Here is a 12,912-nt window from a genome sequence, read left to right on the forward strand (position 1 = left end):
CTTTTCTTGATCCTGCTGGTCTTTTTTTCTTGCGATCAGAGACGCGCGGCCATCACGATCGGCTGAGGCGCTTTGGCGCCGACCGGCGTGCCGCGATAGGCAAAGGTCCCGACGCCCGGCAGCCCACCGTCGCTGGTTCCGGCCAGCGAGGACCCGGCGAGCACAAAGCTGAAAGCAAGGATGAAGCTGAGCGCCCGCATGTGAAGTCTCCAGTTCCCCGCGGCTGTGCGCCGCTACCTCTGGTCGGTTGATAACCACGGGCGGTTTCAGGCGTGATGCGCCAAATGCGTAAAATGGTTTCATCTTCGTGAGAATTGTTTCGTCGGCGCCGATACGACGAAACATTAAGTCAAAAACCCCAATTATTTCAGTGAGGTCGTCTCACAGCCCGATGGCTGCTTCGCGGCGCTCTCCGGTGTTCCCGCAGCAACCCGCAAGCGCTCGCGGCCACAGTCCCGAAGCAGACGCTTCACAGGCATTTTACGTTTCTCTGCTGAAGAGGAGCGCAAAGAAGCGCGAAGTTCCGCTGCACCGGGGACGTTTCAGCGACGCCCGAAGCTTCGAACAGCGATAAGCCCGGCATCAAACCGAGGCTCAGAGTTGAGGGATGGCAATCATGATGGCTTTAGATCGCGCGATGGCGCGCGACGTGGACCAGGGCTCTGACCGAGCCAACGAAAGGCAGTGGCCGCGCTACGCCGCCGGCGCGATGGCGCTGCAATCCGACCGCGGTTATGAGGCGGCACCGCAGGCCTTCGTGCGGCTGAGCGGCTCGCATCTCGCAAAGCCGCGCTTCAGCCGCAATCTCGTCACTGAGTGAAGAAGTCGCTGCACTTCTGAATACTGTTATCCGTCGGCCCCCACGGCATGATTGGCACGGTCGACGTCGAATTCTTCGGCGAGCCCTCGATCAGCTTGTCGGAATAAACCATGTAAACCAGCACGTTGCGCTTGGTATCGCAGCCGCGCACGATCTGCATCTTCTTGAAGAACAGCGAGCGGCGCTTGCGGAACATGTCATCGCCCTGCTCCAGCTTGTCCTTGAACTTGATAGGACCGACCTGCCGGCAGGCGAGCGAGATGTCAGAGACCTCCTCCGCGAGCCCTATCCATCCCTTGAAGCCGCCCTTCTCCGGCACCGTGAAATGACAGGCAACTCCCTCGACCTCGGGATCGTCGAGGCCGTAGGTCGCGAGCTTGTCGTTCGGGCTCAGCCATTTGAAGACGGTGGAGCGGCGGAAGATCAGATCGGGCTCGTCGGCGGCTTGGGCAAAGCTGGCCGGCATGGCCATGAGCAGGAGGAATAAAGCGAGGCCTTTCAAGCGCATGCCCGAAAGACCGGGGAAACGAGATGACATGAAGTTCTCCGGTAACAAGTCCCCGCAATTTAGGGATGCGAGGGCCGATCAGGAAGGCGACAAGCTACCTGCGCGGCCACCGTTTACCGGTCTGTGAGGCTTTTTTGCTACGGCTTCGACAAAATTGGCTGATAGCCGAACCGCTGTGGTAGTGAACGCGTATCCCCTTTGCGAGACTAATTACTGATTTGGAATACGGATTCGAGGATGAACAGCGTGAGCGTGACCGGTTCTTCTGCCGCAAGGGCGCAGTTGTGGCGGGTCGCCATTTTGACGGCGGCGGGTGCGATTGTCACCACGACCCGGGCGGAAGCCGCGATGTATTACTGGTCGGACTATACCGACGGTGCTTACTACCACCAGCCACAGCCGCGGATTGAGCGTGCGAAGCCGCGCAAACGCGCGACTGTCCCGGGCAAGAAGGAGATCGCTGAGAGGGAGACCGGCGCCAAGCCGCAAGGGCCTCTGGTCATCGCTATCTCGATCGACCGGCAGAAGGTGACGGTCTACGATTCCAACGGCGTGTTCGCGCAATCGCCGGTGTCGACCGGCATGAAGGGCCATCCGACGCCGCTGGGCGTGTTCAGCGTCATTCAGAAACACAAATTCCATCATTCCAACATCTATAGCGGCGCGCCGATGCCGTACATGCAGCGGATCACCTGGTCGGGTGTCGCCATGCATGCAGGCGTCCTGCCTGGCTATCCCGCCTCTCATGGCTGCATCCGCATGCCGATGGCGTTCGCGGTGAAGATGTGGAATTGGACCAAGATGGGCGCGCGCGTGATCGTGACGCCCGGCGAGATGACGCCACACAGTTTCTCGCATCCCCTGCTCGCGAGCCTGCGCGTCCCGCCGCAACCCGCTGCGAGCCTGGAGCAACCTGCGACGACTGTCGCCGACAAGTCGGACAAGGGCCCGGCCGCGGCAAAGTCTCCTGAGAGCAAGGCCGACGAGAGCAAAGCCGCCGAGGCCAACGAGGCTACCGAGGTCAAGAGTGCGAACGCCGAGCCGGCGATGGAGCTCCGCTCGACCGTCGGCCACAGCGTGATGTCCGACGCAACCATCGGCAACGCGATGGCGCGCGAGGAAGCCCCCGCCAACACGCCCGCTCCGAACGAAGGCGCAAGCACGGACGGTGCGAAAACCGCCGACGCATCCGAGCCGGCAAAACCGGCATCGGACGAAGCGACCGCCAAGCCTGAACCTGCAAAAACCGAAGCGACCGATGCCAAGAAACCCGATATCGCGGTGACGGCACCGACGCCTGCGCAGCCCGCTGCCGATGCGAAAAAGGATCAGACCCGCGCCACCGAGCCGGCCCCTGGCGCAAAGCCCGAGCCGCCGAAGCGCGCCGGCCAGATCGCGGTGTTCATCAGCCGCAAGGATTCCAAGATCTATGTGCGGCAGAACTTTTCGCCACTGTTCGAAGCGCCCGTGACGATCGCCGCCAGCGACCGTCCGCTCGGCACGCATGTCTTCACCGCGGAAGCCGACAAGAGCGATGCCAACGCGCTGCATTGGTCGGTGGTGTCGATCCCTGTCGCCGTCCGCTCGGTAGAGCGTGACGACGACGGCCGCATGACCCGCCGCCACCGCATGGCCGGCGTCATCCCGGTTGCCGCAAAGCCCGTGATCACTGCGGATAGTCCGGCCGAGGCGCTCGACCGCATCTCCATCGCCGCCGACACCATGGCGAAGATCAACGAGATGCTCGCCACCGGCAGCTCGATCATCGTCTCCGACCAGGGCATCAACCAGGGCGAAACCGGCGAAGGCACGGATTTCATCGTTCGTCTGCACTGATCGCGCTGTAGCGCGCATAACGCGGTATTGAGCGCGAGGGATCGTTCTCCCGGAGTATGATCCGTCCCGGATCAACTTGGGGGACATCGCCATGCTGAACCGAAGGACAATGCTCACCGCGGCGGTCGGCGCGATCGCCGTTCCCGCCGCGACTCGCGCGCTTGCCGAGGGCGCGATGAGCAAGATCTCGGCTTATGCCTTCTCCTTCCCCGCGCTCTCCGGCGACGATATCCGGCTCGCCGCGTTTACCGGCCGGCCGCTGATGATCGTCAACACGGCCTCGCTGTGCGGCTACACCCCGCAATATGCTGGACTTCAGGAACTCTGGAGCGAGTTCCGCGAGCGCGGACTAACCATCATCGGCGTGCCCTCCAACGATTTCGGCGGCCAGGAGCCAGGCGGCGCGACGGAAATCTCGGAGACCGCACATCACCAATACGGCGTTACCTTCCCGATCGCCGCCAAGGTCGTCGTGGTCGGTCCGAAGGCCCATCCGTTCTACAAATGGGCCGCGGAAGCCCGGCCCAAGGAAGTTCCGCGCTGGAACTTCCACAAATACCTGATCGGCCGCGACGGCTATATCACCGAGGTTTTTGCCTCGGCGGTCGAGCCGACCGACACCCGCATCAAGACAGCCGTCGCCAAGGCGCTTGCCGATAGCTGAGCCGGTCTCACGCGCTTGGGCACAATTCCCTCGCGGAGCCAAACAGCCGTTGCATTGGCGATGGCCAACCATCTAGGCTAAGACTGTCTGGGGCGGACAGGTTCGGACAGGGGCAAAAAAGCTACGGCCGAACAACGGGATCAATCTATCGAGGACAACGTCATGCGTGTTGCGGCAAGACTGATTTTGGCGAGCGCAATCTCTCTTGCGATGGCGAGCGCCGCATGGTCGCAGACCCCGGCCGCGAAGCCCGCGGCAGCCACGCAAGCCGCCCCTGCCGCAGCGCCGGCAGCGGCACCTGCCCCGGCGGCAGCTCCCGCGGCGGCCGCCAGCCCGCCAGCGGCGGCACAAGGCGCGCAGCCGGCACGCGCCGCCTGCAGCAATCCCAATGCGCTCGGCGTCGCTCGTACCGTCGAGATCGACACCACGGGTGGTCCCGGCTTCGGCTTCGAGCACTTCAAGGAGCTCGACTTCCTGCGCGACCACGAGGTCGTGCTGACCTTCGACGACGGCCCCTGGCCGCGTAACACGCCCGCGGTGCTGAAGGCGCTGGCCGATGAATGCACCACCGGCATCTTCTTCCCGATCGGTAAGCATTCGACCTACGAGCCGGAGATCCTGAAGCAGGTCTATGCCGCCGGCCACACCGTCGGCGCACATACTTGGTCGCACGCCAATCTCAACGACAAGAAGCTGACCGAACAGCAGAAGAAGGACGAAATCGAGAAAGGTTTCTCCGCGGTGAAGTGGGCGCTCGGCGGCATCTCGCCCTCGCCGTTCTTCCGCTTCCCGGCCCTGCAGCACCCACCGGAGATGGTCACCTATCTCGGCAACCGCAACATCGCGATCTTCTCCTGCGATCTCGACTCCTTCGACTTCAAGGCCTCCAAGCCCGAGAAGGTGATCGACACCGTGATGAAGAAGCTGACCAAGCTCGGCAAGGGCATCATCCTGATGCACGACTTCCAGAAGCACACCGCCGAAGCGCTGCCCGCACTGCTGCAGCAGCTCAAGGCCGGTGGCTACAAGGTCGTGGCGATGCGCGCGAAGAGCCCGGTATCGACGCTGCCCGAGTACGACCAGGAGCTGCTCAAGGACGTCAAGCTGCCGACGGTGAGCCAGCGCCCGGTCAACAGCGTGGTGACGACCGTTTCCGAATAGCCTTCACACTTGTCTTTCCGTTTCGAAGGCTACGTCATCGTCTCCGCCGACGGCATGCTTGCCGACGCGCGGCATGCCATGCCCGATAGCCTGAAGTTCGAGGGTGACAAGAGGTTCTTCGAGCAGGCGCTCGATCGCGCCGCGCTGATCGTGCACGGCCGGCACTCGCATGAGGGACAGCCGAACTCACCCAAGCGAAAGCGGCTGATCCTGACCCGCAAGATAGCCGCGCTCGCGGTCGATCCGGAGATGCCGAACGCGACACTGTGGAATCCGCATGGCGCGAGCTTCGAGGAGGCCTGCGCCTTCGCCGACGTATCCTCGGGCACGGTCGCAATCATCGGCGGCCCCGTCGTGTTCGACATGTTCATGGACCGCTACGACACCTTCTGGCTCTCGGAAGCCCCGCGGGTGCGCCTGCCTGGCGGCGAAGGCTGCTTCGTCGGTGTGCCGGAGCGGACGCCGCACGAGGTGCTTGCGGCGCATGGGATGAAGCCGGGTGAAGCGGAAATGCTCGAAATGGCCCATGGCGTCACGGTCACACCGTGGAAGCGCGGGTAGTTGCTCGTCCTGCTGCCGAGCGAAAATGTCGAAAACAACCCCATGCACAGTAGCCAATGACCGTCGGCGCGGCGCCCGGCGGCTTTTGCAAAGTCATTGATACGTCGGGAAAATCAGTCGCGCGGCGCCATTCCATCAGCGCAGCCCTGTCACTTCCGGTTGCATGTCGTGCTGCGACGCTATACGTCGCCGTAAGCCGCCTCGACCGGGCGTGTGGCGCGGCCATAGCCCATGATCATGAACAGCGCGCCGATGATCGAGAGGTTCTTCAGCGCGTCCACCAGCATCTTCGCGTTGTCGGGCGGGGTCTGGTTCCAGAAGTCGTAGAACAGGAACGTCGAGATCGCGACGTAGATGATCAGCAGCAGCGCAAAGAAACGCGCCCCGAAGTTCAGCGCGATCATCAGCCCCGCGATGATCTCGAGTCCGCCGACCGCGATCGCGAGCAGCTGCGGCGTCGTCATGCTGGTGGCCTGCTCGACCTGCTGGGCATAGGGCGCGATCATCTCGGGCACAGTGACCTTGCTGGCAATGAAATCGGCAGTCGCCTGTATCGCGAACAGCTTCGTTGCGCCCGTATAGATGAACAGCACGGCGAACAGGATTCGCCCGAAAGTCACGAACGCTGGCATGGTCGGCCTCTTGGCAATGCTTTAGGGCGGGACGCTGACGCGATGACAGCGCGATTATGAAGAGTCCACGCGCGATTTTCAAACGGGGAAATATCTTCCCCTCTCCCCTTTGTAAGGGGAGAAGAGAAAGCGCGGTGATCCGGTGAGGCCTGGACTGCTTACGTAAACAAGCTCGGCTGCTGCCGCGCCGCCCGCTCCTGGGCTTCCACCACGGCGACCGCGGTCATGTTGAGGATGCCGCGCGCGGTGACACCCGGCGTGAGGATGTGTGCCGGGCGCGCCGGGCCGATCAGGATCGGTCCCACGGGAAGCGCGTCGGCCAGCACCTTGATGGTCTGGTAAGCGATATTGGCCGCATCCAGCGTCGGCATGATCAGGATGTTGGCCTCGCCTTCCAGGTTCGAGTGCGGCAGCACCAGCTTGCGTGCCGCCCCCGACAGGGCAGTGTCGGCCTGCATCTCGCCATCGGCCTCGATCTCCGGATGCTTCTCCTTCAGGAGCTGCGTCGCACGGCGCATCTTGCGCGAGGTGTCCGTGTCATAGCTGCCGAAATCGGAATGCGACACGAAGGCGACTTTCGGCTTCAGCGTGAAGCGCTGCACATGGATGGCTGCGAGCGCCGCGATCTCGGCCAGCTCCTCCGCACTCGGATTGGGCCGCACCTGGGTGTCCGCGATGAAAAACGCCCCCTTGGTGGTGATCAGCAGCGCCAGCGCGGCATAGTCGCTGATCCCGCTCGAGAAGCCGATGATCTCGCGGACGTGGCGCAGATGGCTCATGTAGCGGCCCTCGACGCCGCAGAGCATCGCATCGGCCTCGCCGCGCCCCACGGCGAGCGCCGCGATCACGGTGTTGTTGGTGCGCACCACGGTGCGCGCTCCCTCGGGCGTGATACCGCGGCGGCCAGCGACCTCGACATAGGACTGCACATAGGAGCGGTAGCGAGGATCGTCCTCGGGGTTGACCAGGTCGAAATCCTTGCCCGCCTTGATCGAGAGGCCGAAGCGCTTGATGCGTGCCTCGACCACCGACGGACGGCCGACCAGGATGGGACGCGCGAGCTTCTCCTCCAGCACCACCTGCGTGGCGCGCAGCACGCGCTCGTCCTCACCCTCGGCGTAAATCACCCGCACAGGCTGGGTCTTGGCCTTGGCGAACATCGGCTTCATGACAATGCCGGAGCGGAAGGCAAAGCGCATGAGCTGGGCCGCATATTCATCGAAATTGGTGATGGAACGCGTCGCAACCCCGGATTCCATCGCGGCCTTGGCGACCGCCGGCGCGATGCGAAGGATCAGCCGAGGATCAAATGGGCTCGGGATCAGCGAGCCCGGGCCGAAGCCACCCGCCTCGCCGGTGTCGAAGCTGCCTTGCGAGACCGCGTCCGACGGCGCCTCGCGCGCGAGCTGCGCGATGGCATCGACCGCGGCATGCTTCATCTCCTCGTTGATCGCGGTGGCGCCGACGTCGAGCGCACCGCGGAAGATGAAAGGAAAGCAAAGGACGTTGTTGACCTGGTTCGGGTAGTCGGACCGCCCCGTGCAGATCATGGCGTCGGGGCGCGCTTTCCGCGCCTCCTCCGGCATGATCTCCGGCGTGGGGTTCGCAAGCGCCATGATCAGCGGATGGTCGGCCATCGCCTTGGCCATCTCGGGCGTCAGCACGCCCGGTGCCGAGAGCCCGATGAATATGTCGGCGCCGCCGATCACGTCGCGGAGCGTACGCTTGTCGGTCTTCTGGGCATAGACCGCCTTCCAGCGGTCCATCAGCGTGTTGCGTCCGTCATAGACGAGGCCGTCGATGTCGCAGACCCAGATGTTCTTGCGCTGTGCACCCATCGAGACCAGAAGGTTCAACGTCGCGAGCGCCGCCGCCCCTGCTCCCGACGCGACGATCTTGACGTCCGAGATTTTCTTGCCGTTCAGCCGCAGGCCGTTGGTGATCGCGGCCGCAACGATGATCGCGGTGCCATGCTGGTCGTCATGGAAGACCGGGATCTTCATGCGCTCCTTCAGCCGCGCCTCGATCTCGAAGCACTCGGGGCCCTTGATGTCCTCGAGATTGATGCCGCCGAAGGTCGGCTCCAGCGCCGCCACCGTCTCGACCACGCGCTCGATGGTGTCGGCGGCGATCTCGATGTCGAAGACGTCGATGCCGGCGAATTTCTTGAACAGGACCGCCTTGCCTTCCATCACGGGCTTGGAGGCCAGCGGCCCGATATTGCCGAGCCCCAGCACCGCGGTGCCGTTGGAGACGACGGCGACCAGGTTGGCGCGGGCCGTCAGCGTGGCGGCTTCGGCCGGGTTGTTGGCGATCTCGGTGCAAGCGGCGGCGACGCCCGGCGAATAGGCGAGCGCAAGGTCGCGCTGATTGGCGAGCGGCTTGCTCGCCTGGATCTCGAGTTTTCCGGGCCGCGGCAGACGGTGATAGGCCAGCGCCGCTTGGTGGAGATCTTCAGAATAAGACGACATGCCCTGCCTCGCCTCGCGTTTTGCGGCCTCAAAGCTTTTTTCCCCGACCGGCCCCAGCCCGAAGACGGTATTCCGGATCATGGAAACGGGATCAAGCACGGCCGGCGGCTTTGTGGCAACATCCGATTGTGGCCCCATCAACAGACGGTGCCGTCAAACATTTGAAAACCATAGCTTTCCCTGGACCGGGCAAGCTATTGCGAATATGGCAGGTTGTTCTGCCCTGAGCCAGCAACTGGAGCTGACCGCATGAGACGAATCCTGATCGGCCTGATCGCGCTTGCGTTGCTCGCAGGCGGCGGCTGGCTTGGCTTCAATCTCTACGTTCAGCACCGCGCCACCGCCGAGGTCGAGGCGGCGTTCGACCAGATCCGCAGCCGCGGCGGCAAGGCGAGCCATGGCAAGGTGGCGTTTGACCTGATGACGCGGACCCTGACGGTCGAAGATATCACCGTCGAGCCGGCACAGCCGCCGCTGGCCGGGCTCAGGGCCGCGAGCATCAAGGCGGCCGGCGTCCGCCAGACCGACGAGGCGCATTTTTCGGCCGAGACGATCGACATCGCAGGCGCTGAGTTCGCGATCGACGGCGCTGCCGGTCCGGCAAAGGTAAAGGCAACGTACAAGCTCCCGCAGGTCGCGGTGACCGGCTACTCCGGCCCAGCCCGCGCCCAAGGCGCGCCGGCCTCACCCTCGCTGGTCGACGCCTACCGCTTCGCGCTCGCGCAGTATGCGAGCCTCACGGCTGCCTCGGTCACGGTGCCGACGGTGAGCGTCACCATGGACACCGGCTCAAACGCAGCCGGCAGCGGTGAAATCACCTATTCGGGGCTCGCGATCCGCAACATCAATCGCGGGAAGGTCGATACGGCGAAGATCGATCGCGCCGTTTTCAGCTTCACCACGCTTAGGGCGGCTAAGCCCGACAAGCTCATCGGCGAGTTTTCCGACATGATCATCGACGATGTCGACGTGAATGCCGTGATCGCCGCACTCGATCCGGAGAAGGCCAATGACGACAGCTATCATCGGGCCTATGGGAGGATTTCGGTCGGGCCTTATGTGCTGACATCGACCCAAGGCGTGCGCGCGCAAGTCGATGGGATCGCCATCGAGGACCTCGGAGTTCAGCCGTCAAAATTCCGGCCGGCCGAGGTTCTGGCCTTGCTGCCGAAGGACCCGTCGTCTCCACCAACGCCTGCCCAGGGGCGCGAGATGATGGAGAAGGTGGCCGCGATGTACGAGGGCCTGCGGGTCGGCAAGATCGAGATCAGCAATCTGTCGATGGGCACGCCGCAAGGGACCGTCCGGCTCAATGCGATCAAATACGCCCAAGGCGAGTTCGCGCTCGAAGGCCTCGACGCGCCGGCGCCGCAGGGGCAGTTCAAGATGGAGCGCTTCGCGCTGAAATCCTTCAGTGTAGCGGGTCTGATGCGCTGGGCAGCGAGTCTGACCACTCCCGGCCGGGCGCCCTCGCCCGACCAGATGCTCGGGCTGTTCGGTGTGCTCGCAGGCGCAGAGGTCAAGGGCGTGGCCGCGCCCTTCAAGAACACCAAAAAGCTCGTCACGATCGACACGCTGAGACTGGACTGGGGGCAGCTGATCGGCTCGATCCCGAGCAAGGCGCATGTGGTTGCGAAATTCGTCACGCCTACCGATCCATCCGACCCGAAGCAGCTTCCGTTGGTTCTCGGCGGAATCGAGCAACTCCCCATCGACCTCGATCTCGGCGCGGAGTGGACAGAGTCCTCCAAGAGCTTCGCCCTGGCGCCGGCAACCCTCGACATCGGAGGCATCGCAAAAGCGCAATTGCGAATTGCGCTGAGCAACGTGCCACGCGAGCTGTTTTCGGCCGATCCAGCCCAGTTCATGGGTCAGGCGGCCAATATTGAGGCTGATTCGCTCGAATTCTCAGTGCGCGACAATGGTCTCGTCGATACCGCGGTGACGCAGAATGCACGAGGACGAAATGTCAGCCGTGACGCTGCACGCCAGACGCTCGTTGACAGCGTCAAGGCCCAGCGGGCGGAGATCGCGGCCGCTAATCCCGAGGCGGGCGCGGCCGTGGATGCGATCGCAAGCTTCATCGAGACGCCGGGCCAGACACTCGTCATCAAGGTCACGCCGCGCGCGACGGTGCCGCTGCTGCAATTGATGCAGCTCTTCAACGCCGACCCAGAGGGCACGCTGGCGCAGTTCAGGATCGAGGCGTCGACGAGGCTGTAAAGAGAGCTGGTTGGTCTCGTGTCCCGGACGCGCTGCAACGCGCTAGCGTTGCTGCGCAGAGCCGGGACCTAGAGAGGCCGCTGGTCGGGGGGACGTGGGCCCCGGCTCTGCAGCGCACCGCTGAAGAGCGCTGCGCTGCGTCCGGGGCACGAGACCCGAACTTGCTCATCACTTCTGCGGCAAGTTCACCCGAACGTGCAGCTCGCGGAGCTGCTTGGTCGTGGCTTCCGACGGCGCGCCCATCAGGAGGTCCATGGCCTGCTGGTTCATCGGGAACAGCGAGATCTCGCGCAGGTTCGTGGTGCCGCAGAGCAGCATCACGATGCGGTCGACGCCCGCAGCCATGCCGCCATGCGGCGGCGCGCCGTACTGGAAGGCGCGGTACATGCCGCCAAAGCGCTCGACCACTTCCTGCTCGCCATAGCCGGCGATTTCGAACGCCTTCACCATGGCTTCCGGCACGTGGTTGCGGATGCCGCCCGAGGCGATCTCGTAGCCGTTGCAGGTGATGTCGTACTGGAACGCCTTGATGGTCAGCGGATCCTGGCCCTTCAGCGCCTCGAGGCCACCCTGCGGCATCGAGAACGGGTTGTGCGAGAAGTCGACCTTCTTGTCGTCCTCGTTGTACTCGTACATCGGGAAGTCGACGATCCAGGCGAGCTCGAACCGCTCCTTGTCGGTGAGGTTCAACTCCTCGCCGACCTTGTTGCGGGCAAGGCCAGAGAACTTCCAGAACTTGTCGGGATCGCCGGCGACGAAGAAGGCGGCATCGCCCTCCTTCACGCCGAGCTGCGTGCGGATCGCAGCGGTGCGCTCGGGGCCAATGTTGTTTGCAAGCGGACCCGCGCCCTCGCCGCCCTCACGCCACATGATGTAACCGAGGCCGGGCTGGCCCTCGCCTTGCGCCCACGAATTCATGCGGTCGCAGAAGGCGCGGCTGCCACCGCCCGCGGCCGGAATCGCCCAAACCTGGTTCTTCGGGTCTTCGAGCATGCGCGCGAACACCTTGAAGCCGGAGCCGCGGAAATGCTCGGAGACGTCCTGCATCTCGATGGGGTTGCGTAGGTCCGGCTTGTCGCTGCCGTATTTGCGCAGAGCTTCCGCGAACGGAATCCGCCGCCAGCCCTTGGTCACCGGCTTGCCTTTGGCAAACTCCTCGAACACGCCGGTGATGACCGGCTCCATCGCCGCGAAGACGTCGTCCTGCGTGACGAAGCTCATCTCGACGTCGAGCTGGTAGAACTCGCCGGGCAGACGATCGGCGCGCGGGTCCTCGTCGCGGAAGCAGGGCGCGATCTGGAAATAGCGGTCGAAGCCGCTCATCATCAGCAGCTGCTTGTACTGCTGCGGCGCCTGCGGCAGCGCGTAGAACTTGCCGGGATGGATGCGCGACGGCACCAGGAAGTCGCGCGCGCCTTCCGGCGAGGACGCGGTCAGGATCGGCGTGTTGAACTCGAAGAAGCCCTGCGCCTTCATCCGCTGGCGCATGGAATCGATGATCGCGACGCGCGTCATGATGTTCTGGTGCAGCTTCTCGCGGCGCAGGTCGAGGAAGCGGTACTTCAGGCGAATGTCTTCGGGATATTCCTGGTCGCCGAACACCGGCAGCGGCAGGTCACCAGCCGGGCCCAGCACCTCGATCTCATTGACATAGACCTCGACCTTGCCGGTCGGCAGGTCGTCATTGTCAGTGCCTTCCGGGCGGCGGCGGGCCTTGCCGTCCATCCGCACCACATATTCCGAGCGCAGCTTCTCGGCCAGCGCGAACGCCGGCGAGTCCGGGTCGACCACGCACTGGGTCAGGCCGTAATGATCGCGCAGGTCGATGAACAACACGCCGCCGTGGTCGCGGACGCGATGGACCCAACCGGACAGGCGAACCGTCTCGTCGATGTGGCTCTCGCGGAGCGCGCCGCATGTATGTGACCGGTAGCGATGCATGGTAGTCCCAAAATGATGTCGGAGGATCGAATCGGACGACCCAAATGGCCGGTCCGACGTTGCGGGTGGGTTTACCCGACGAGGACGGGTGCGGC

General features: G+C 64.0%; 11 protein-coding genes. 6 read left to right on the top strand and 5 right to left on the bottom strand.

Annotation, left to right across the window (positions count from 1 at the left end):
* Positions 1 to 35: 35 nt before the first annotated feature.
* On the bottom strand, positions 36 to 200 hold the full coding sequence (locus SO156_RS02545) for a hypothetical protein (protein WP_498533715.1): 165 nt from the start codon (positions 198 to 200) through the stop codon (positions 36 to 38).
* A 416-nt stretch (positions 201 to 616) separates the two neighbouring features.
* On the opposite strand from SO156_RS02545, the gene SO156_RS02550 reads away from it, so the two are divergent.
* Positions 617 to 820 carry a hypothetical protein gene (locus SO156_RS02550; RefSeq protein WP_498533716.1) on the top strand — a complete coding sequence of 68 codons (204 nt, stop codon included), beginning with the start codon at positions 617 to 619 and terminating at the stop codon, positions 818 to 820.
* Here the strand turns inward: SO156_RS02550 and SO156_RS02555 are convergent.
* On the bottom strand, positions 810 to 1,358 hold the full coding sequence (locus tag SO156_RS02555) for a CreA family protein (RefSeq protein ID WP_498533717.1): 549 nt from the start codon (positions 1,356 to 1,358) through the stop codon (positions 810 to 812). The genes SO156_RS02550 and SO156_RS02555 overlap by 11 nt on opposite strands.
* A 207-nt stretch (positions 1,359 to 1,565) precedes the next feature.
* On the opposite strand from SO156_RS02555, the gene SO156_RS02560 reads away from it, so the two are divergent.
* The 4 genes from SO156_RS02560 (at position 1,566) to SO156_RS02575 (ending at position 5,550) form a co-directional block, all read left to right on the top strand.
* Entirely contained in the window at positions 1,566 to 3,164 is a 1,599-nt protein-coding gene (locus SO156_RS02560; RefSeq protein ID WP_498533718.1) for a L,D-transpeptidase, read from the top strand.
* Positions 3,165 to 3,255: 91 nt separating this feature from the next.
* On the top strand, positions 3,256 to 3,828 hold the full coding sequence (locus SO156_RS02565) for a glutathione peroxidase (RefSeq protein WP_458144662.1): 573 nt from the start codon (positions 3,256 to 3,258) through the stop codon (positions 3,826 to 3,828).
* A gap of 162 nt (positions 3,829 to 3,990) precedes the next feature.
* Positions 3,991 to 4,989 (top strand): polysaccharide deacetylase family protein, encoded by a 999-nt coding sequence (locus SO156_RS02570; RefSeq protein ID WP_458144661.1) that lies wholly within the window; start codon positions 3,991 to 3,993, stop codon positions 4,987 to 4,989.
* Positions 4,990 to 4,998: 9 nt separating this feature from the next.
* Positions 4,999 to 5,550, top strand: a complete 552-nt coding sequence (locus SO156_RS02575) for a dihydrofolate reductase family protein (protein ID WP_498533719.1) — start codon at positions 4,999 to 5,001, stop codon at positions 5,548 to 5,550.
* Between the two features lie 179 nt (positions 5,551 to 5,729).
* On the opposite strand, the gene SO156_RS02580 is transcribed toward SO156_RS02575, so the two are convergent.
* Both SO156_RS02580 and SO156_RS02585 read right to left on the bottom strand, forming a co-directional pair.
* The gene (locus SO156_RS02580; protein ID WP_458144659.1) at positions 5,730 to 6,182 is read right to left on the bottom strand and encodes a DoxX family protein; all 453 of its coding nucleotides are present in this window, start codon (positions 6,180 to 6,182) and stop codon (positions 5,730 to 5,732) included.
* Between the two features lie 158 nt (positions 6,183 to 6,340).
* Complete coding sequence (locus SO156_RS02585) at positions 6,341 to 8,653, bottom strand: NADP-dependent malic enzyme (protein WP_498533720.1); 2,313 nt, start codon at positions 8,651 to 8,653, stop codon at positions 6,341 to 6,343.
* Positions 8,654 to 8,902: 249 nt separating this feature from the next.
* Between SO156_RS02585 and SO156_RS02590 the strand changes: the two genes are divergently transcribed.
* On the top strand, positions 8,903 to 10,876 hold the full coding sequence (locus tag SO156_RS02590; protein ID WP_498533721.1) for an aq_1923 C-terminal domain: 1,974 nt from the start codon (positions 8,903 to 8,905) through the stop codon (positions 10,874 to 10,876).
* A 168-nt stretch (positions 10,877 to 11,044) separates the two neighbouring features.
* Here SO156_RS02590 and aspS read toward each other — a convergent pair whose 3' ends face one another.
* Positions 11,045 to 12,817, bottom strand: coding sequence for an aspartate--tRNA ligase (gene aspS, locus SO156_RS02595; RefSeq protein WP_458144655.1), 1,773 nt, complete (start codon positions 12,815 to 12,817; stop codon positions 11,045 to 11,047).
* Positions 12,818 to 12,912 lie beyond the last annotated feature (95 nt).

The sequence above is a fragment of the Bradyrhizobium sp. UFLA05-125 genome, from assembly GCF_059803515.1.

What these genes read in the sequence shown, in the direction of transcription:
- SO156_RS02545 (WP_498533715.1), bottom strand. Translation starts at nt 200, where the DNA reads ATGCGGGCGCTCAGCTTCATCCTTGCTTTCAGCTTTGTGCTCGCCGGG.
- SO156_RS02550 (WP_498533716.1), top strand. Translation starts at nt 617, where the DNA reads ATGATGGCTTTAGATCGCGCGATGGCGCGCGACGTGGACCAGGGCTCT.
- SO156_RS02555 (WP_498533717.1), bottom strand. Translation starts at nt 1,358, where the DNA reads ATGTCATCTCGTTTCCCCGGTCTTTCGGGCATGCGCTTGAAAGGCCTC.
- SO156_RS02560 (WP_498533718.1), top strand. Translation starts at nt 1,566, where the DNA reads ATGAACAGCGTGAGCGTGACCGGTTCTTCTGCCGCAAGGGCGCAGTTG.
- SO156_RS02565 (WP_458144662.1), top strand. Translation starts at nt 3,256, where the DNA reads ATGCTGAACCGAAGGACAATGCTCACCGCGGCGGTCGGCGCGATCGCC.
- SO156_RS02570 (WP_458144661.1), top strand. Translation starts at nt 3,991, where the DNA reads ATGCGTGTTGCGGCAAGACTGATTTTGGCGAGCGCAATCTCTCTTGCG.
- SO156_RS02580 (WP_458144659.1), bottom strand. Translation starts at nt 6,182, where the DNA reads ATGCCAGCGTTCGTGACTTTCGGGCGAATCCTGTTCGCCGTGCTGTTC.
- SO156_RS02585 (WP_498533720.1), bottom strand. Translation starts at nt 8,653, where the DNA reads ATGTCGTCTTATTCTGAAGATCTCCACCAAGCGGCGCTGGCCTATCAC.
- SO156_RS02590 (WP_498533721.1), top strand. Translation starts at nt 8,903, where the DNA reads ATGAGACGAATCCTGATCGGCCTGATCGCGCTTGCGTTGCTCGCAGGC.
- aspS (WP_458144655.1), bottom strand. Translation starts at nt 12,817, where the DNA reads ATGCATCGCTACCGGTCACATACATGCGGCGCGCTCCGCGAGAGCCAC.